Genomic DNA, 20,009 nt, shown 5'->3' on the forward strand with positions numbered 1-20,009 from the left:
GGTCGATCAATCGCGTCCGGGATGGGGCGCAGCGGTGGCGCGCCGCGATCACGGGGGTGGGTGTGAGCGGGTGCGCGAAGGAGCACCGGAGACGTCCCCGAGTGAGGGGCGTCCAGACCCTCCAGTCTATGCGTGCGCTGAGTGCGGGGCCCGCGGCCTCAGTGCCAGATCACCGCGAGACCGGCGTTGAGCAGAGCCAGGATGCCGATGGGCCAGAAGATCGCGGGCGACAGCGAACCCGTGCGCTTCTGGCGGGCGGAGCCGATGCCGAGCAGAGCGCCGATGACGAGGAGCACCACGAGCTTGATGCCGATCTTGGCGTAGTTGAGGTCGTGGTCGAGGCCCCACGGAGCCGACAGGGCGAGGCCCGTGACGAGGGAGAGGAGCAGGGCGTAGTTCATCAGCGGCGTCACACGCACACGGCGGGCGACGGCCTCGACGACCCAGGCGCCGAACAGGACGGCGAAGCCGACGAGGTGGACGAGGACGACGACACTGCGCAGGATCTCCATACCGGTCAGGGTAGGGACGCGGCGCACCGCCCGCCAGGAAGGCGCGCCTCACCGCGCGGCAGCCCGAGCCGCCACGCGCGGTCCCGGCTCGCGGCGCGCGGTCCCTGAGCCGCGGCGCGAGGCCCCTGAGCCGCGGTGCGAGGTCCCTGAGCCTGTCGAAGGGTCCGCCCCGTCCCGCAGACGACGACGGGCCCGGCGACCGCGGAGGTCACCGGGCCCGTCGGAGGAATGCCTCAGCCGCGCAGCTCCCGCAGCACCAGGGCGGTGCGGATCGCGGCATCCGCGGCCTCCTCGCCCTTGTCTTCCTTCGATCCTTCGAGACCCGCGCGGTCCAGGCCCTGTTGTTCGTCGTCGAGGGTCAGAACGCCGAACCCGACCGGCTTGCCCGTGTCGAGGGCGACCCGCGTCAGGCCGTCGGTCGCCGCCGACGAGACGAACTCGAAGTGCGGCGTCCCACCCCGGATGATCACGCCGAGCGCGACCACGGCATCCGCCCCGGCGTCGAGAGCGGCCTTGGCCGCCACGGGCAGTTCGAACGATCCGGGTACCCGCACGACCCGGTAGGTCGCGCCCGTGGCGTCGAGCACGCGCTTCGCTCCGGCGATGAGACCGTTCGTGATGACCTCGTGCCACGTTCCCGCGACCACGACGACGTTCAGGCCCGACGCGTCGACGCCGCCGGTCTCGGGTGCTCCACTGCCGGCCATCAGGCGCTCTCTTCCTTCATGTGCGCGAGGGCGTCGCGCAGGTCGTCCTCGGCGATGATGTGACCCATGCGGTCACGCTTCGTCTCGAGGTACTGGTGGTTGTTCGGCCCCACGCCCACGAGCAGCGGAACCTGCTCGACGACGTCGAGACCGAAGCCGCGCAGCTGCGCGACCTTGTCGGTGTTGTTGGTGAGCAGGCGCACCTTGTCGACCCCGAGGTCCGACAGGATGCCGGCGGCCGCGGCATAGTCGCGCGCATCGGCGGGCAGGCCCAGAGCGAGGTTGGCGTCGACGGTGTCGAGGCCGCGCTCCTGCAGGTTGTACGCGCGCAGCTTGTTGATGAGGCCGATGCCGCGACCCTCGTGACCGCGCATGTAGATGACGATGCCGCCGTCGCGGTCGATCGTGTCGAGCGCCGCCTCGAGCTGGGGACCGCACTCGCACTTGAGCGAGCCGAACGCCTCGCCCGTGAGGCACTCCGAGTGCACGCGCACCAAAGGAGCCTTCTCGGTGAGGTCGCCCGAGACCACCGCGAGGTGGTCGGTGCCGGTGATGCGGTCCTTGTAGGCGAGGAAGCGGAACGTGCCGTGCGAGGTGGGGACGTTCGACTCGGCGCGCAGGCTCACGCGGCGTCGCGCGGGGGCGGTCGCCGGCAGCGGATCGGTGTCGTTCAGGTAACCGATGAGCTGCTCGATCGTGATGACCGGGATGCCGTCGCGCTCGCCGAGCTCGAAGAGCCCGGGCAGGCGCATCATGCTGCCGTCCTCGGCCACGACCTCGGCGATCGCGCCGACGGGCTCCAGGCCCGCGAGGCGCATGAGGTCGACCGCGGCCTCGGTGTGACCGGCGCGTTCGCGGACGCCGCCGTCGACGGCGCGCAGCGGCAGGACGTGACCCGGGCGGATGACGCTCGTCGGGACCGATTCGGGGTCGGCCAGCACGTTCAGCGTGCGCGCGCGGTCGGCAGCGCTGATGCCGGTGGTCACACCGGTCGCGGCGTCGACGCTCACCGTGTACGCGGTGCCGCGGGCATCCTGGTTGACCTCGACCATGGGCGGCAGGTCGAGACGGTCGGCCCACTCGGCCGGCATGGGCGCGCACACGTACCCGCTCGACCACCGCACGGTCCACGCGAGGGCCTCGGGGGTGGCCAGCTGCGCAGAGAGGATGACGTCTCCCTCGTTCTCGCGGTTCTCGTCGTCGGCGACCAGGATCGGGCGACCCTGACGAAGGGCCTCGAGGGCCTCGGGGATGGTGGACAGGCTCATCGGGAGCCCCTCTCGGTCTGTGCGGCGGTCGCCGCGGGATTCTCTGTCGTACGGAAGGCGAGCATGCGCTGGACGTGGCGCGCGAGGATGTCGGTCTCGAGGTTGACGGGGGTGCCGGCCTCGGCGCGGCCGAGCGTCGTCGCCTCGAGGGTCTCGGGAATGAGAGACACCTCGAGCCAGGGCTCGACTTCGTCGGCCTCGCTGACGGCGCTCACCGTGAGCGAGACACCGTCGATCGCGATGGACCCCTTGTCGACCACGAGGGGAGCGAGGTGGGCCGGGATGCCGACCCGCACGACGCTCCACTGGGCTCCGGGCCGCACGTCGCGCACCACGCCGGTGCCGTCGATGTGCCCCTGCACGATGTGACCGCCCAGGCGACCGTGGGCCGCGGTGGCCCGCTCGAGGTTCACCGGGCGCCCCGGAGCGACATCGGCGAGGGTCGACATGTCGAGGGTCTGCTTCATGACGTCGGCGGTGAACCAGTCCTCGCCCTGTTCGACGACCGTGAGGCACACGCCGCTGACCGAGATCGAATCGCCGTGGCCGGCATCCGATACCGAGAGGGGGGCGTGCAACGTCAGCCGCACGCCGTCTCCCGAGGGTTCGACGGCGGTGACGGCACCGATCTCTTCCACGATTCCGGTGAACATCAGGATTCTCCCTCTCGATCCGAGCTGGGGTGGGCGACGATCAGCAGATCGTCACCGAGGTTCTGGACGGATGCCACGGCCAGCCGACGGGCATCCGCGATGGTGGGCACCCCCACGTCGCCGAGGGCGAGGCGCGAGCCGCCCAACAGCACGGGGGCGAGGTAGACCAGCAGTTCGTCGGCGAGACCGGCGCGGACGACGGCGCTCGCAAGCGTCGGCCCGCCTTCCACGAACACCCGCTGGATCCCCTTCTCGCCCAGGTCGGCGAGCACGGCGGCCAGGTCGTGCGAGTCGTAGAACAGGGGCGTGCGCGGGTGGCGGCGGACGGCGGCATCCGGGGCCGTCTCGCTGCGACCGACGACCACGGGCACGGGCTGGGTCCCGAGCAGGGAGCCGTCATCGGCGCGCGCGGTCAGTGCCGGATCGTCGGCTCGCACGGTTCCCGTACCGGCGACGATCGCATCGGCCCGGGCGCGTCGGGCGTGCACGTCGCGACGCGCGGCGGGACCGGTGATCCACTGGCTCGAGCCGTCGTCGGCGGCGGCGCGACCGTCGAGGCTCTGCGCCCACTTGACGGTGACGTGCGGGCGACCGGTGCGCTTGAGGACGGCCCAGTCGTGCACGAGCGCTTCGGCCGCCTCGCGCTCCGCCCCGCTCTCGACGTCGACCCCGGCTGCGCGCAGTCGGTCTGCCCCACCCGACGCGGCGTCGGTGGGGTCGTCCAGGGCGTAGACGACGCGGCCGATGCCGGCCTCGATGAGCGCGAGTGCACAGGGCCCGGTGCGACCGGTGTGATTGCAGGGCTCGAGGGTGACGACGGCGGTGGCGCCGCGCGCGGCATCCGGCGACAACCGCGAGAGGGCGTCGACCTCGGCGTGCGCGGTGCCGGCGCCGCGGTGGTAACCCTCGGCGAGGATCTCTCCGGCGGGGGAGAGGATCACGGCACCCACCTGGGGATTCAGCCCGCGCGGCCCGCGCCGGGCGAGCTGCAGCGCTCGCCGCATGGCGTCGATCTCGACGGCGGATGCCATTTCCTTGTCCTTCCCGCGGAATCGGGGCAGGGCCAGCGGGAAGGCGCGTCGCGCCATCCGTGCTGCCTCCTATCCGGACTAGCGAGAGCTGACCCTCGCATCACCGTCGGTCCCGGAATTCCACCGGATCGGCCCTCCCGCGTGAGCGGCAGGGTTCGCGGACTATCACCGCCGGTTCGGATTCTCACCGACCCCGGAGCACGTTGTTGCACTTCTGATCCTACTCAACGTGCCCTCCGCGGTTTCATTCCCGGTCATACGGCGACGTTTCGAGCAGTCGACGGTCAATGCCCCTAGCTACTTGAGCAACCGCGACAAGCGCCGGTCGGCCAGGAGCTTGCCGCCGGTCTGACACGTGGGGCAGTACTCGAGGGAGTTGTCGGCGAAGAACACGCTGCGCACCTCGTCGCCGCACACCGGGCACGCCTCACCTCGGCGGCCGTGCACGCGCATGCCGCGGCGCTTCGCGTCTTTGAGTTCCGCAGGCGGCTTCCCCCGTGCGACGGTGATCGCTTCGGCGAGAGTCGTGGTCATGGCTGCGAAGAGGTAATCCACCTCTTCGTCGGAGAGGTTGGCCGCCAGGGCGTACGGCGACATCTTGGCCGCGTGCAAGATCTCGTCGGAGTAGGCGTTTCCGACCCCCGCGATGATCGTCTGGTCGCGCAGCACTCCCTTGATCTGCGTGCGGCGCCCCGTGAGCAGCGCGCCGAACTCGGCACGACCGAAATCGTCGTCGAGCGGGTCGGGGCCGAGACGGGCGATGCCCGGTACCTCAGCCGGATCGGTCACGGCGTAGACCGCCAGCGACTTCTTCGTTCCTGCCTCGGTGAGGTCGAAGCCCGATCTGTCGTCGAAGCCGACGCGCAGCGCGATCGGAGTCTTGCCGGGTTTGATGAGGGTCGTCGGCAGTGCGTCGTACCACCGCAGCCAGCCCGCCTTGGCGAGATGGAAGACGAGGTGGATGCCGCCGTCGGTCGCCACGTCGACGAACTTGCCGTGCCGCTCGACGGCCGTCACCTGGGCGCCGACCAGATCGGTCAGGGGCGGGTCGTACGTCTTGAGGGCGTTGATGGCCGACACGGTCGCTCTCTCGAAACGGAGCCCCGCGAGTCGCCCCCGCAGGAACTCGACGAGCCCTTCGACCTCTGGCATCTCCGGCATGAATACATGGTGCCACCGCCCTCCGAGATCGGGTCGGGCCTTGCGCCGGTGTCCCGGAAGGGGCTCAGCCCACCGGCCAGCTCACGGGTCGGCGGTCGTCGCCGCGCAGCAGGCCGGCCACCCACAGGTCCGAGCGACCGAGCGAATTGACGTGCGCCTGGCGCAGCAGCCCCTCGTAGCGGAAGCCGAGAGACCGCGCGACGCGCGCCGATCCGAGGTTGCCGACGGCCGCGCGCCACTCGACGCGCGCCAGTGCCGGACGCGCGGGGGAGAAGGCCCAATCGATCACCGCTCGTACCGCCTCTCTCGCGACGCCGCGCCCGCGCACGCTCGACGACACCCAGTACCCGATCTCCGGGGCGCCGCTCGGCAGCTTGGCCAGGCCCACCATCCCGACCAGGCGTTCGTCGAGCCGGATCGCCCAGGTCGCCTCCGAACCCTCGGCCCACCACCGGTGGGCGAGCTCGACGAACGCTTCGGCATCGGCGAGCAAATAGGGAGACGGAACGGTCGTGAAGCGCTGGATCGCGGCATCCTGGCACTCTTCGTGAATGGCGGCGACATCGCCGGCGCGGGGCGTGGACAGCTCGAGGCGGGACGTGCGCAGGGTCTCCGGTTCCATTCGGCCACGCTACCGGCGGGCGTGGAGCCTGCGCCTCGCAGGACCGGATCGGCGCGCCAGAACCGGATGCCGACGAGCCCGGGGTCCGATTCTGGTGCACCGATCCGATTCCCCTGCCACACGCCAAGGGACCCGGACACGGGAACGACGACGCCCGCACGACCCGGGAGGGCGTGCGGGCGTCGGAGGGGATGGGTCAGCCGCGGCGCAGCAGACCGATCCGGTCGTACACATCCGTGAGGGTCTTCTCGGCGACCGAGGCGGCCTTGCCGGCGTTCACGGCCAGCACGCGGTCGAGCTCGGCGGGGTCGTCGAGGAGCTCGAGGGCTCGGGTGCGCACGGGCTCGAACTCGTTCACGACGACCTCGGCCAGGCCCTTCTTGAAATCGCCGTACCCGCGCCCGGCGTACTCGTCCTCGATCGAGGTGACGTCGCGACCCGTCAGGGCCGAGTAGATCACCAGCAGGTTCGAGACGCCCGGCTTCTCGTCGCGGTCGAAGCGCACCGCGCCCTCGGAGTCGGTGACCGCGCGCATGATCTTCTTCGCGCTGACCTTGGGGTCGTCGAGCAGCCACAGCACGCCCGCGTCGGACTCGGCCGATTTCGACATCTTCGACGTCGGGTTCTGCAGGTCGTAGATGCGGGCGGTCTCGCGCCGGATGACGGGCTTCGGAACCGTGAAGGTCTCGCCGAAGCGCTGGTTGAAGCGCTCGGCGAGGTCGCGCGTGAGCTCGATGTGCTGCTTCTGGTCGTCGCCGACGGGCACGACGTCGGTCTGGTACAGCAGGATGTCGGCGGCCATCAGCACCGGATAGGTGAAGAGGCCGACGTTGGTGGCATCCGTGCCGTAGCGCGCCGACTTGTCCTTGAACTGCGTCATCCGCCCGGCCTCGCCGAAACCGGTGAGGGTCGACAGCACCCACTGCAGTTCGGCGTGCGCCGGCACGTGCGACTGCACGTACAGGGTCGAGCGAGAGGGCTCGATACCGGCGGCAATGTACTGGGCGGCGGTGCGACGGGTCTTCTCGCGGCGTTCGGCGGGATCGCCGGGCTGCGTCAGGGCGTGCAGGTCGACGACCGAGAAGAAGGCGTCGTACTCGTCTTGGAGGTCGCGCCACTGCAGCAGGGCCCCGATGTAGTTGCCGATCTGGAGGCTGTCGGCGGAGGGCTGCATTCCGGAGTAGAGGCGCTGCTGGGTCACCCCTCGATCCTAGGTGCCGAGGCGGCAGCCCCTCCGCCCCCGGTCGATCCGCCCCGGTGGGCCGACGGCAAGAGGACGGGCAGGCGAGTGGATGCCGGCCCCCGGCGTCCGCGAGCTGCCGTCAGCCCCCGAGCGTGTAGTCCACGATCACCGGTGCGTGGTCGCTCCACCGGGTGTCGTACGAGGGGGCACGCTCGACCGTGTACGACGTCACCCGCTCGGCGAGGGATGGCGTGGCGACGTGGTAGTCGATGCGCCAGCCGCTGTCGGTGTCGAATGCTTTGCCGCGCATCGACCAGAACGTGTAGGGCCCGTCTACTTCGCCGACCGCGCGGCGGCCCACATCGATCCAGCCCAGGCCCGTGCCGATCGAGCCGTCGACGCCCTCGACCGTCTCGCCCTCGGGCCCGAAGAAGCGGTCGAGGTACGCGCGCTCGCGGGGGAGGAAGCCGGCGTTCTTGCGGTTGCCTCGCCAGTTCTTGATGTCGAGCTCGCGGTGACCGACGTTGAGGTCGCCCACCACCAGGGCCAGCTCTCGCTCGGCCTTGAGCTCGGGGAGGCGACGCTCCATCGCATCGAGGAACAACCACTTGGCGTCCTGCTTGGGGGTGTCGACCTCGCCGCTGTGCACGTAGGCGCTGACGATCGTGACGGTCTCGCCGTCGATGTCGAAGTCGGTCTCGATCCACCGGCCGGAGGCATCGAGCGGCTCGGGACCGAGGTGCGTTCGGGTCTCGACGCCGGGCAGGCGGCTGATGATGGCGACGCCCGCGCGGCCCTTCTGCAGGGCCTCGTCGTTGACGATCTCCCACCCGGGCAGGGCCTCGGCCAGCTGATCGGCGGTCGCGCGCACCTCTTGCAGAGCCACGATGTCGGCGCCCGAGGCGTCGAGCCACTCGGTCATGCCCTTGCGGACGGCGGCACGGATGCCATTGACGTTGACGGAGACGATACGTACGGAACGGGCCACCCTCCGAGCCTAACGAAGGCCTCCGACATCGAGATCGCGCGGGGGAGGACGCGAGCCCCGCTCAATCGGGGATGAGCGACACGCGGCGCGGCGCGGGGACGTCGGCCCGTGCGCGTGCCAGCTGCTTCTCCGCCGCGTCGAGCTTTCGCCTCGCGCTCCAGCGCCACGGCCAGCGCGACAGCGCGAGGTCCTTCTCGGCCTCGCGCACCCCGACCTGGGCGGCGATGACGAGAGCCGCCTGTTCCATCGCGAGCCGGTCCTCGGGGGAGCGCAGGGGAACGTCGCGGTCGCTCGCGGCGACGGCGATCCAGGCGGCCGAGACGAGGATCACGATCCCGATGAAGCGGAACCACAACAGGAACCCGATGAGCACGGCGAAGGTGGCCAGCAAGGGGTTCGACGGCGTGTAGACGAAGAGGAAGCCCGCGGCGACCTGCAGCACGACCATGCCCGTGGCGCCGACGATCGCGCCCGGCCACGTGCGACGCCAGGTCAGCGTGGTGCCCGTGAGGAAGCGGAAGAGCGAAGCGAGGGCCACGGTGTTGACGCCGAAAGCCACCACGAGCGAGACGATCCGCGCGCCCGCCGACCAGCCGAGGGTCTCGCGGTCCCACCCGATGAGACCGAACACCAGGTCGACGGCGCCGGTGGTGATCGAACCCAGCAGAGCCCCCACCAGCAGGGCGATCCCGAACAGGAGCGAGGCGACGAGATCACGGGCCTTCAACAGCACGTAGTTGCGCAGGTCGAAGGGGAGTCCGAAGGTGTCGCGTACCGCGCGTCGGGTGAAGGTCACGAAGCCGATCGCCGTCCACACGACCACGACGACGGCCACGATGCCGGTTATGGTCAGAAGCCGCCCGCTCTCCTGCGCGACGGCCTCCACCTGCTCGCGATCGACGAGACCGTTCTTGCTGATGATCCCGGGGATGTAGCTGTTGACGATGTGGATGAGACCGTCGATCGCGGTCTTGCTTCCGCCCAGCCAGATCCCGACACCCGCGAACGCCAGGTACAGGGCCGAGAACACGGCGAACAGGCCCTGGTAGCTCATGCCCGCCGCGAGCAGGAATCCGTTGTGCTGCAAGAAGTGCCGCCACACCCGGATCGGGAACCACTGCGCGATCTTCGCCGCACGGGCAATGGGCTCGTCGAGGCGTTCCCGAACGGCGGTCTGCGCCGCCTCGAGCCGCTCGCGCAGCGAGGCGTCGTCGTCGCGCACCGCGGGCAGCGGCCGCGGGTCGTGGCGGTTCTCGGTCACTGTGAAAGCCTAATGAATGGATGCCGCGACTCCCGCTCCGCGGACAGGCCACGGCATCCGCGATCCGTGTGCGACCCCCGAGAACGCCGAACGGCGGGGCGCCGGAGCGCACCCGCCGTTCGAGGGAGTGAGAGTCAGCGACCGCCGCGGAGGACGGCCTGCTTGACCTCGGCGATGGCCTTGGTGACCTCGATGCCGCGGGGGCAGGCCTCGGTGCAGTTGAAGGTCGTGCGGCAACGCCACACGCCCTCTTTGTCGTTGAGGATGTCGAGGCGCACATCTCCGGCGTCGTCGCGCGAGTCGAAGATGAAGCGGTGCGCGTTGACGATCGCGGCGGGGCCGAAGTACTGGCCGTCCGTCCAGAAGACGGGGCACGACGAGGTGCACGCGGCGCACAGGATGCACTTGGTGGTGTCGTCGAAGACCTCACGGTCGACGATCGACTGCACGCGCTCCTTGCCGGGCTCGGGCTTCGAGTTCGAGATCAGGAAGGGCTGCACCTCGCGGTAGGAGGCGAAGAACGGCTCCATGTCGACGATGAGGTCCTTCTCGAGGGGCAGGCCCTTGATCGCCTCGACGTAGATCGGCTGCGAGATGTCGAGATCCTTGATCAGCGTCTTGCAGGCGAGGCGGTTGCGACCGTTGATGCGCATCGCGTCGGAGCCGCAGATGCCGTGCGCGCACGAGCGGCGGAACGACAGCGAGCCATCGACCTCCCACTTGATCTTGTGCAGCGCGTCGAGCACGCGGTCGGTGGAGTACAGCTCCACGTCGTAGTCGACCCAGCGGGGCTCGTCGTCGACCTCGGGGTCGAAGCGGCGGATGTTGAAGGTGACGAGGAACGACTGGATCCCCGTGTCTTCGGGGGTCTCGGCGACCTCGTCCGAGGTGTCTACCTGCTCGATGACGGTGGATGCCATCTCAGTACTTCCTCTCCAGGGGCGGGTAGCGCAGCTCCCCGGCCTCGTTCTTGGTGAACACCACGGGCTTCCAACCGAGTTCGATGTGATCGGCCGGGTGCGACGAGTGGGGGTCGCCCGACAGGTACGCCATGGTGTGCTGCATGTAGTTCTCGTCGTCGCGCGTCGGGAAGTCGTCGCGCATGTGACCGCCGCGGCTCTCTTCGCGGTTCTGCGCCGAGTACACGACGACCTCGGCGAGGTCGAGCAGGAAGCCGAGCTCGACGGCCTCGAGCAGGTCGGTGTTGAAGCGCTTGCCCTTGTCGTCGACGTGGATGTTCTTGTAGCGCTCGCGCAGGTCGGCGATGACGTCCATCACGTGCGCGAGGGACTCGTGCGTGCGGAAGACCTGCGCACCCTTGTCCATCTCGTCCTGCAGCGTCTTGCGGAGCACGGCGATGCGCTCTGTGCCCGAGTTGCTTCGCAGGCCCTCGATCAGGCCGCGCACCTCGGCGGCCGGGTCTTCGGGGAGCGGCACGAAATCGGCGGTCTTGACGTACTCGACCGCGTTGCGGCCGGCGCGCTTGCCGAAGACGTTGATGTCGAGCAGCGAGTTGGTGCCGAGACGGTTCGAGCCGTGCACCGAGACGCACGCGCACTCGCCGGCGGCGTAGAGGCCGGGGACGACGGTGTCGTTGTCGGCCAGCACCTCTGCCTTGATGTTGGTGGGGATGCCGCCCATCGCGTAGTGCGCGGTCGGCATGACCGGGACCGGCTCGACGACCGGGTCGACACCCAGGTAGGTGCGGGCGAACTCGGTGATGTCGGGGAGCTTGGTCTCGAGGACCTCGGCACCCAGGTGCGTGCAGTCCAGCAGCACGTAGTCGCGGTGGGGGCCGGCGCCGCGGCCCTCGGCCACTTCCTGCACCATGCAGCGGGCGACGATGTCACGCGGCGCGAGGTCCTTGATGGTCGGGGCGTAGCGCTCCATGAAGCGCTCACCGCTCGCGTTGCGCAGGATCGCGCCTTCGCCGCGGGCACCTTCGGTCAGCAGGATGCCGAGACCGGCGAGGCCGGTCGGGTGGAACTGGAAGAACTCCATGTCCTCGAGCGGCAGGCCCTTGCGCCACACGATGCCCACGCCGTCACCGGTGAGGGTGTGGGCGTTGGAGGTGGTCTTGAAGATCTTTCCGAAGCCGCCGGTCGCGAAGATCACGGCCTTGGACTGGAAGACGTGCAGCTCACCGGTGGCCAGGTCGTAGGCCACGACGCCGGCGACCTGCGTCTTGCCCGCGGCATCTTTCACCGTGACGAGGTCGAGCACGTAGAACTCGTTGAAGAAGTTGATGCCGAGCTTGACGCAGTTCTGGAACAGCGTCTGCAGGATCATGTGGCCCGTGCGGTCGGCGGCGTAGCACGCGCGGCGCACGGGGGTCTTGCCGTGATCGGCCGTGTGACCGCCGAAGCGACGCTGGTCGATCTTGCCCTCGGGGGTGCGGTTGAAGGGCAGGCCCATGTTCTCGAGGTCGATGACGGCGTCGATGGCCTCTTTGGCGAGGATCTCCGCGGCGTCTTGGTCGACGAGGTAGTCGCCGCCCTTGATGGTGTCGAAGGTGTGCCACTCCCACGAGTCCTCTTCGACGTTGGCGAGCGCCGCGGCCATGCCGCCCTGCGCCGCGCCGGTGTGCGAGCGGGTGGGGTACAGCTTCGAGATGACGGCTGTCTTCGCCCCCGGGCCGGCCTCGATGGCCGCGCGCATGCCGGCGCCGCCGGCGCCGACGATCACGACGTCGAACTGGTGGTAGTGGACGCCGTCCTTGACGATCGAGTCCGAAGCGGTCTGAGTGCTCACGTGTGCAATACCTCTGCTGTCAGGGGAAGAAGGGATGCCGCCGGCTCAGGCCGACTGGCACACGTCCCACAGGGAGCTGCTCTCGGTCACACCGAGGCAGGGGTCGAAGGTGAAGACGACGAGCGTGCCGAGCAGGATGAGGAACCCGGCCGACGTCCACAGCGACCCGATGAGGATCTTGCGGACGGTGGCGTTGCCGACGTAGTCGTTGACGATCGTGCGCATGCCGTTGGCGCCGTGGATGAGGGCCAGCCACAGCATGAGGACGTCCCACCACTGCCAGAACGGCGAAGCGAGCTTGCCCGCGACGAAGGCGAAGTCGATCTGATGGATGCCCTCGCCGGTCATGAGGTTGACGAAGAGGTGGCCGAAGATCAGGACGATCAGCAGCACGCCGGAGGCGCGCATGTAGATCCAGCCCCACTTCTCGAGGTTGGAGCCCTTCTTCCGCACGCTGGGCGTGCGGGGCGCGGGGATCGTGGCGGCTTCTTGGGCGACGGACATCAGTGGCTCCCGGTGACGGCGCTGAAGACGTTGATGAGGTGGCGCGGCGTGAAGCCGAGCATGGTGACGACCCAGAGGCCGAGCACGCCCCACCACAGCTGGCGCTGGTGGCGCGTGGCCCAGGGCCAGAAGTCGACGAGGATGATGCGCAGGCCGTTGAACGCGTGGTAAGCGATCGCGCCGACCAGGGCCACCTCGCCGAGACCCATGATCGGGTTCTTGTAGGTGCCGATGACAGCGTCGTAGGCCTCGGGGGAGACCCGGATGAGCGCCGTGTCGAGGATGTGCACCAGGAGGAAGAAGAAGATGGCGACACCGGTGATGCGGTGCAGAACCCACGACCACATGCCTTCGCGGCCCCGGTAGAGAGTGCCGCGGGGCCTCTTCGAGGTGGTCTCTTTCACCGACGGCGTGGCACGTGCTGGTGCTGACACGGTCGTCCTCCCTGATCGAACACGGTGTGGGGCCCGCACGGGCTCCCAGCGTCACACGGGCGCCACTGAATACTACGTCCGGCCTATGAACGGCGGGGATTAGGGCCGCCTAAGACTCTCTCGATATCGAGATATCTGCGGATGCCGCTCGCGTCGGCGCCGGCCCGTGCGGAGCCTCCGTGCGCTCGCAGGTGCGACCGCTAGGGTCGGAGCCATGGCAGACCCCGCTATCGACGACTTCTACGCCGTGATCCCCGCCGGAGGGATCGGCAGCCGCCTCTGGCCCCTCTCGCGCGCCGACGCGCCCAAGTTCCTGCACGACCTGACCGGGTCGGGGCAGACGCTGCTGCGCGACACCTGGGACCGGCTCGCCCCGCTCTCGGGCGAGGGTCGCATCGCGGTCGTCACCGGCCGTGCCCACCGTGCCGCCGTCGAGCGCGAGCTTCCGGGTGTGCCCGACCACAACGTCTTCCTCGAGTCCGAGCCGCGCGACTCCTCGGCCGCGATCGGCCTCGCCGCGGCCATCCTCGTCCGTCGTGAGCCCGACGTCATCATCGGCTCGTTCGCGGCCGATCACGTCATCCGGCAGACCCGCCAGTTCGAGTTCGCCGTGCGCCAGGCCGTCGCGGTCGCGCGCGAGGGATACATCTGCACGATCGGCATCCAGCCCGCCGAGCCGTCCGTCGGATTCGGCTACATCAAGCAGGCCGGCGAGCTCATCGTCGACGGTGCCCCCGAGGCCTACCTGGTCGAGCGCTTCGTCGAGAAGCCCGACCTCGACACGGCGAAGGAGTACTTCGCCGACCGGGCCTACCTCTGGAACGCGGGCATGTTCATCACCCGCGCCGACGTCCTGCTCGCCGAGCTCGCCGTCAACGAGCCCGAGCTCCACGCGGGTCTGCTCGAGCTCGCCGAGGCGTGGGACGACCGCGATCGTCGCGGCCCCGCGGTCGACCGCATCTGGCCGGGGCTGAAGAAGATCGCCATCGACTATTCCGTCGCCGAGCCCGCCGCGGAGAAGGGCCGCCTCGCGGTCATCCCCGGGCACTTCGACTGGGACGACGTGGGCGATTTCGCGAGCCTGTCCAAGCTCAACTCGTCGGGTGGTCGGAACGAACTCGCCATCCTCGGCGAAGACGCGCGCGTCCTCTCCGACGCCTCCAGCGGCATCGTCGTCTCGCAGACGAAGCGTGTGATCAGCCTCATCGGCGTGCGCGACATTGTCGTGGTCGACACCCCCGACGCCCTGCTCGTGACCACCAGCGAGAACGCCCAGCGCGTGAAGGGCGTCGTCGACGCGCTGAAGCTGACGGGCCGGGGCGACGTCCTCTAGCACCGCGTACCCGCAACATTCTGAGACCGGATGCCACGCCTCGTGGTATCCGGTCTCTCTTTTTCGCGGGGCGTGTGGCGGGGGGATGACGCGAGATTGCGTCTTTGTAACCATTGCCGCGCGCGGGGGCTCCCGGTGCGCAAGCGCGGCGACACAGTGGGTAACGTGACGGGATCGTCCCTCAAACCCGTTGGGGGCATCCGTCTTGGAGGACCATTCGTGAAGACCACGAAGAAGGCCGTCGTCAGCGGCCTCGCCATGATCGGCGCCGCCGTGCTGCTCGCCGGTTGCGGCGCCGCGCCCGAGAGCAACGGCTCGACCGCTGCCGCCGGGGGAGACCTCGTCGAGGGCTTCACCCCCTGCATCATCTCGGATGACGGCGGCTGGAACGACCGTTCGTTCAACCAGTCGGCCAAGGAAGGCATCGACAAGGCCGCGAGCGAGCTCGGCGTCAAGGCCATCGAGGTCGAGTCCAGCTCGGCGAACGACTACGCCCCGAACCTCGAGAACCTCGTGGCCGAGGGCTGCACGTTCATCGTCGCGGTGGGCTTCAAGCTCAGCGCCGACACCGTGGCCTCGGCCAAGGCGAACCCCAACCTCCAGTACGCGATCATCGACGACCGCGCCGACACCGACAACGACGGCAAGACCGACGCCCCGAACATCAAGCCGCTGCTGTTCGACACCGTCCAGGCCGCCTACCTCGGTGGATACGCCGCCGCCGCGTACTCCGCGGAGAACGGCGTCAACAAGGTCGGCACCGTCGGTGGCATCCCGATCCCGCCCGTCACCATCTTCATGGACGGCTTCGTCGACGGCGTGAAGAAGTACGACGAGGACAAGGGCGCCAGCGTCCAGACCTTCGGGTGGGACGTCGCCGCGCAGAACGGCTCGTTCACCGGCGGCTTCGCGGCCAACGACGCAGCCAAGCAGGCCGCGCAGGGTCTGCTCGACCAGGGTGTCGACGTGCTCCTGCCCGTGGGTGGCCCGATCTACAGCAGCGCGGCCGACGCGATCCGCGACAGCGGCTCGAAGAGCGTCATGCTCGGCGTCGACTCCGACCTCGCCAAGGCCGACCCGAACGTGTCGGACCTGGTGCTGACCTCGATCCTCAAGCGCATCGACACCGCCGTGTACGACTCGGTGACGCAGGCTGCCAAGGGCGACTTCGACGCGACCCCCTACGTCGGCACGCTCGAGAACGACGGCGTCGGCCTGGCGGACTTCAACTCGAAGTTCACCCTGCCGGCCGGTCTGGCCGACGAGCTGTCCGCTCTGCGCGAGCAGATCGTCTCCGGCTCGCTGAAGGTCACCTCGCCCAGCTCCCCGTAAGCACCACCTCTCGCGCCGCGGTCGCTCGGACCAGGAGTTCGAGCGGCCGCGGCCGTGAGCCCCAGAGAACCAACCGCGGTCGCTCGGACCAGGAGTCCGAGCGACCGCGGTTTCTTTCCGTCTTCTTAACGTCTTCGAATAGGGTGCACAGCATGAAGCTCGAGCTCCGCGGCATCACCAAGCGGTTCGGGTCCCTGGTTGCGAACGACCACATCGATCTGGTCGTCCAGCCTGGCGAGATCCACGCTCTCCTCGGAGAGAACGGTGCCGGTAAATCCACACTCATGAACGTCCTCTACGGCCTGTATCAGGCCGACGAGGGCGAGATCCTGCTGGACGACGTCGTCCAGCGCTTCCGCGGCCCCGGCGATGCCATGGCCGCGGGAATCGGCATGGTGCACCAGCACTTCATGCTCATCCCCGTCTTCACCGTCGCCGAGAACGTCATGCTCGGCCACGAGAGCACCAAGGCCCTGGGCGCGCTCGATCTGAACGCCGCCCGCAAGCACGTGCGCGACGTCGCGCAGCGCTTCGGCTTCGAGGTCGACCCCGACGCTCTGGTCGGCGACCTGCCCGTCGGCGTGCAGCAGCGCGTGGAGATCATCAAGGCTCTGTCTCGGGATGCCAAGGTGCTCGTGTTCGACGAGCCCACGGCCGTGCTCACCCCGCAGGAGACCGATGAGCTCATGGGCATCATGCGGCAGCTGCGCGACGAGGGCACCTCGATCGTCTTCATCACCCACAAGCTCCGCGAGGTGCGCGAGGTCGCCGACCGCATCACCGTCGTTCGCCTGGGCAAGATCGTCGGCGAAGCCGAACCCACTGCCAGCAACGGCGAGCTCGCCTCGCTCATGGTCGGCCGCGCGGTCGAGCTCACCGTGGTCAAGGCCGCCCCGAAGGCCGCGGCATCCGGGGGCCTGTCCATCCGCAACCTGCGCGTGGTCACGCCCGAGGGAGCCGTGGTCGTCGACGACGTCGATCTCGACGTGCGTCCCGGCGAGATCGTCGCGATCGCGGGTGTGCAGGGCAACGGTCAGACGGAGCTCGTCGAGGCCATCGTGGGCCTCGCCGAGGGGGTGACCGGCACCGTCGACCTCGATGGCACCGAATTGGTCGGAAAGAGCGTGCGCGCCATCCTCGACGCGGGCGTCGGCTTCGTCCCCGAGGACCGAAAAGAGGACGGCCTGGTCGGAGGCTTCTCCGTCGCCGAGAACCTCATCCTCGACCGTTCATCCGACTCCGCCTTCGTCTCCGGCGGCACGATCAAGCGCGCCGCGCTCACCGCTTTCGCCCGCGAGCGCATCGCCGAGTACGACATCCGCACCCAGTCGGCATCCACCCCGGTCGGCACGCTGTCGGGCGGCAACCAGCAGAAGGTGGTCATCGCCCGCGAGATGAGCCGCCCGCTGAAGCTGTTCGTCGCCGCTCAGCCCACCCGCGGCGTCGACGTCGGCTCGATCGAATTCATCCATAAGCAGATCGTCGCCGCGCGCGATGCGGGCGTGCCCGTGATCGTCGTGTCGACCGAGCTCGACGAGATCGCCGCCCTCGGCGACCGCATCGCGGTGATGTACCGCGGCGGCATCGTGGGCATCGTGCCGGGGAACACCCCGCGCGAGATCCTCGGGCTCATGATGGCGGGCGAGCAGCCCGCGGAGGAGACAGCGTGAGCGGCCACATCCCGAGCACGGGCCCGACCGGAGACGCAGGTCTGCCGCCCGAGCAGCTGCCGAACGCATCGGGGCCGCTGACCGGCCACACCCCCGCCGAGACGCCCGCGCCGCCGCGCACGAACCAGTTCCTCACCGAGTTGCTGCGCTCGTCGTGGATCACCACGCTCCTCGCCGTCGTCGCGGCGATGATCGTCGGCGGCATCCTGATGGCGGCCACCAACGACCAGGTGCGCGAAACCTCGGGCTACTTCTTCGCGCGTCCCGGCGACATGCTGGGTGCGATCTGGAACTCCGTCTACGGCGGCTACGAGGCGCTGTTCCGCGGCGCGGTGTTCAACTCCCGCGTCTCCGACTTCGGTGCGCAGATCCGCCCGCTCACGAACACCCTCGGGTTCGCGGCTCCGCTGATCGCGGCCGGTCTGGGCGTCGCTCTCGCCTTCCGCGTGGGTCTGTTCAACATCGGCGGACGCGGCCAGATCCTCATCGCCTGCGCCTTCGCCGGTCTCGTCACCTTCAACCTCGACCTGCCGATGATCATCCAGCTGCCGCTGACGCTCATCGTGGGTATCGCGGGCGGAGCGCTCTGGGGCGGCATCGTCGGTCTGCTCAAGGCGCGCACCGGCGCGCACGAGGTGATCCTCACGATCATGCTCAACTACGTCGCCTACTACCTGGTGACGTGGATGGTGCGCACCCCCGGTCTGCTGCAGCGCCCCGCGGGCGACCAGCCGATCTCGTCGGCGACTCCCGCGAACGCCCAGTTCCCCGAACTGTTCGGTCCGCAGTTCCCGCTGCTCGACCTCGGCTTCGTCTTCGTGATCGCGGCGACGGTCTTCGTCTGGTGGCTCATGGAGCGCTCGAGCCTCGGCTTCCGCCTGCGCGCCGTGGGCGAGAACCCGCACGCGGCCCGCGCGGCCGGAATCTCGGTACCCCGCATGTACGTCTACGCGATGCTGTTCGCCGGAGGCCTGGCGGGTCTCGCGGGTATGAACCAGATCCAGGGGGCGGTGACCACGGGCTTCGACGGTCTCATCGACTCCGGCATCGGTTTCGACGCCATCACCGTGGCCCTCCTCGGCCGCAGCCGCCCGTGGGGCGTGTTCGCGGCCGGCATCCTGTTCGGCGCCCTCAAGTCGGGCTCGTTCACGATGCAGGCGTCGCAGGGCATCCCCGTCGACATCGTGCTGGTCGTGCAGGCCCTCATCGTGCTGTTCATCGCGGCCCCGCCGCTGGTGCGCACGATCTTCTTCCTCCCCAAGAGCGAGGCCGAGCGCGCGGCCAAAGACCGGGCCAAGGCGGCCAAGAAGGCGGTGGCGGCATGACCGCGACGCATCTCGCGGATGACGCGATCCAGCTGACCACGGTGCGCGTGCGCCACATCAAGCTGGCGGTGAGCCTGACGGTCGTGACGGTGCTGCTCGCGCTGCTGTTCGCCCTTGTCCCTCGCGACGGGCAGAGCACCTTCCGCCTGGGCGACCCGGCCTCCGACATCGACCTCGGCAGCGTCGCGGTGCCCACCGCGGCCACGAGCTGGGGCGTGCTCGTGCTGCTCGTGCTCCTGACCGCCTGGTCGGTCTGGGATGCCGTGAGCTACCGCCGCACCCCGCTGTGGCTGCCGATCGCCTTCGGCGCCCTGGCCGTCTTCGCCTTCCTCGTGTGGGCCGCGGCCGACGGCCTCGTGCCGGTCACCGGCCTGCTGTTCGGAGCGCTCTCGCTCTCCGTCCCGCTGATCTTCGGCGCGCTGGGCGGCGTGATCGGCGAGCGGGTCGGCGTCGTGAACGTCGCCATCGAGGGACAGTTCCTCTTCGGCGCGTTCAGCGCGGCTCTGGTGGCATCCCTCACCCGCAACCCCTTCCTGGGGCTCGTCGCGGCCATGATCGGCGGCGTCCTCGTGGCCTTCGTGCTCGCGGCCTTCTCGATCAAGTACCTCGTCGACCAGGTGATCGTCGGTGTCGTGCTCAACGTGCTCGTCACCGGTCTCACGGGCTTCCTCTACGGCGCGCTGCTCGTGCCGAACGAGGACGTGCTGAACCGCCCGGAGCGCTTCCCCCGCATCGAGATCCCCCTGCTGGGCGACATCCCGATCATCGGACCGGTGCTGTTCAACCAGACCTTCATCGTCTACCTGATGTACGCCGTCGTCGCCGTGGTCGCGTGGGGCCTGTACCGCACCCGCTGGGGTCTTCGCCTGCGTGCCGTGGGCGAGCACCCCCAGGCCGCCGACACCGTCGGAATCAAGGTCAATTCGAGCCGCTTCTGGAACGTCTCGCTCGCCGGTGCGATCGCCGGTATCGGCGGCGCGTACTTCACCCTCGTGTCGGTGGGTCAGTTCACCAAGGAGATGACCGCGGGCCTCGGCTTCATCGCCCTCGCCGCCGTCATCTTCGGTCGCTGGGACCCGATCCGCGCGACGCTCGCGGCACTGCTGTTCGGCTTCGCGACGAACCTGCAGAACCTGCTCACGGTGCTGCGCACGCCCATCCCCAGCGAGTTCATGCTCATGCTGCCCTACATCGTGACGATCATCGCGGTGGCGGGTTTCGCCGGCCAGATCCGGGGGCCCGCAGCCGCCGGAAAGCCCTACATCAAGGGCTGA

At 69.3% G+C, this 20,009-nt stretch carries 19 protein-coding genes; 5 read left to right on the plus strand and 14 right to left on the minus strand.

Translation table 11 applies throughout. The features are described from left to right. Positions 1-158: 158 nt before the first annotated feature. The 14 genes from OVA17_RS09455 to sdhC form a co-directional block, all read right to left on the minus strand. The gene (locus OVA17_RS09455) at positions 159-512 is read right to left on the minus strand and encodes a Fe-S protein (protein ID WP_094735360.1); all 354 of its coding nucleotides are present in this window, start codon (positions 510-512) and stop codon (positions 159-161) included. A 233-nt stretch (positions 513-745) separates the two neighbouring features. Further along, positions 746-1,219 (minus strand): 6,7-dimethyl-8-ribityllumazine synthase, encoded by a 474-nt coding sequence (gene ribH, locus OVA17_RS09460; RefSeq protein ID WP_267786304.1) that lies wholly within the window; start codon positions 1,217-1,219, stop codon positions 746-748. Beyond that, positions 1,219-2,487 (minus strand): GTP cyclohydrolase II, encoded by a 1,269-nt coding sequence (ribA, locus tag OVA17_RS09465; protein ID WP_267786305.1) that lies wholly within the window; start codon positions 2,485-2,487, stop codon positions 1,219-1,221. Before ribA ends, ribH begins: the two co-directional genes overlap by 1 nt. After that, positions 2,484-3,140, minus strand: a complete 657-nt coding sequence (locus OVA17_RS09470) for a riboflavin synthase (protein ID WP_267786306.1) — start codon at positions 3,138-3,140, stop codon at positions 2,484-2,486. The genes ribA and OVA17_RS09470 overlap by 4 nt, the downstream gene beginning before the upstream one ends. Beyond that, complete coding sequence (gene ribD / locus OVA17_RS09475) at positions 3,140-4,171, minus strand: bifunctional diaminohydroxyphosphoribosylaminopyrimidine deaminase/5-amino-6-(5-phosphoribosylamino)uracil reductase RibD (protein ID WP_267786307.1); 1,032 nt, start codon at positions 4,169-4,171, stop codon at positions 3,140-3,142. Before ribD ends, OVA17_RS09470 begins: the two co-directional genes overlap by 1 nt. A 297-nt stretch (positions 4,172-4,468) precedes the next feature. Continuing rightward, a complete protein-coding gene (locus OVA17_RS09480; protein WP_267786308.1) occupies positions 4,469-5,332 on the minus strand; it encodes an Fpg/Nei family DNA glycosylase in 864 nt (287 codons plus the stop codon). A 64-nt stretch (positions 5,333-5,396) separates the two neighbouring features. Beyond that, positions 5,397-5,954, minus strand: a complete 558-nt coding sequence (locus OVA17_RS09485; RefSeq protein WP_267786309.1) for a GNAT family N-acetyltransferase — start codon at positions 5,952-5,954, stop codon at positions 5,397-5,399. 196 nt (positions 5,955-6,150) lie between these two features. After that, complete coding sequence (gene trpS, locus OVA17_RS09490) at positions 6,151-7,155, minus strand: tryptophan--tRNA ligase (protein ID WP_267786311.1); 1,005 nt, start codon at positions 7,153-7,155, stop codon at positions 6,151-6,153. A 121-nt stretch (positions 7,156-7,276) separates the two neighbouring features. Then, on the minus strand, positions 7,277-8,125 hold the full coding sequence (locus tag OVA17_RS09495) for an exodeoxyribonuclease III (protein ID WP_267786312.1): 849 nt from the start codon (positions 8,123-8,125) through the stop codon (positions 7,277-7,279). 61 nt (positions 8,126-8,186) lie between these two features. Continuing rightward, entirely contained in the window at positions 8,187-9,386 is a 1,200-nt protein-coding gene (locus tag OVA17_RS09500) for a YihY/virulence factor BrkB family protein (protein WP_267786313.1), read from the minus strand. 134 nt (positions 9,387-9,520) lie between these two features. Next, a complete protein-coding gene (locus tag OVA17_RS09505) occupies positions 9,521-10,306 on the minus strand; it encodes a succinate dehydrogenase iron-sulfur subunit (protein WP_103206559.1) in 786 nt (261 codons plus the stop codon). A gap of 1 nt (position 10,307) precedes the next feature. After that, complete coding sequence (sdhA, locus tag OVA17_RS09510) at positions 10,308-12,137, minus strand: succinate dehydrogenase flavoprotein subunit (protein WP_210072156.1); 1,830 nt, start codon at positions 12,135-12,137, stop codon at positions 10,308-10,310. Between the two features lie 45 nt (positions 12,138-12,182). Beyond that, complete coding sequence (locus OVA17_RS09515; RefSeq protein WP_210072155.1) at positions 12,183-12,641, minus strand: succinate dehydrogenase hydrophobic membrane anchor subunit; 459 nt, start codon at positions 12,639-12,641, stop codon at positions 12,183-12,185. Beyond that, positions 12,641-13,075: a succinate dehydrogenase, cytochrome b556 subunit gene (gene sdhC, locus OVA17_RS09520; protein ID WP_013583715.1), complete on the minus strand. Its 435-nt coding sequence runs from the start codon at positions 13,073-13,075 to the stop codon at positions 12,641-12,643. Before sdhC ends, OVA17_RS09515 begins: the two co-directional genes overlap by 1 nt. 214 nt (positions 13,076-13,289) lie before the next feature. Between sdhC and OVA17_RS09525 the strand changes: the two genes are divergently transcribed. The 5 genes from OVA17_RS09525 (at position 13,290) to OVA17_RS09545 (ending at position 20,009) form a co-directional block, all read left to right on the plus strand. After that, a complete protein-coding gene (locus tag OVA17_RS09525) occupies positions 13,290-14,408 on the plus strand; it encodes a mannose-1-phosphate guanylyltransferase (protein WP_103206556.1) in 1,119 nt (372 codons plus the stop codon). 258 nt (positions 14,409-14,666) lie between these two features. Continuing rightward, complete coding sequence (locus tag OVA17_RS09530) at positions 14,667-15,740, plus strand: BMP family lipoprotein (RefSeq protein WP_210072686.1); 1,074 nt, start codon at positions 14,667-14,669, stop codon at positions 15,738-15,740. A gap of 152 nt (positions 15,741-15,892) precedes the next feature. Further along, positions 15,893-17,410 (plus strand): ABC transporter ATP-binding protein, encoded by a 1,518-nt coding sequence (locus tag OVA17_RS09535; protein ID WP_267786315.1) that lies wholly within the window; start codon positions 15,893-15,895, stop codon positions 17,408-17,410. After that, positions 17,407-18,735, plus strand: coding sequence for an ABC transporter permease (locus OVA17_RS09540; protein ID WP_267786316.1), 1,329 nt, complete (start codon positions 17,407-17,409; stop codon positions 18,733-18,735). The genes OVA17_RS09535 and OVA17_RS09540 overlap by 4 nt, the downstream gene beginning before the upstream one ends. Beyond that, on the plus strand, positions 18,732-20,009 hold the full coding sequence (locus OVA17_RS09545) for an ABC transporter permease (RefSeq protein WP_210072153.1): 1,278 nt from the start codon (positions 18,732-18,734) through the stop codon (positions 20,007-20,009). Before OVA17_RS09540 ends, OVA17_RS09545 begins: the two co-directional genes overlap by 4 nt.

It is taken from the genome of Microbacterium sp. SL75 (assembly GCF_026625865.1).
Classification (GTDB): domain Bacteria; phylum Actinomycetota; class Actinomycetes; order Actinomycetales; family Microbacteriaceae; genus Microbacterium.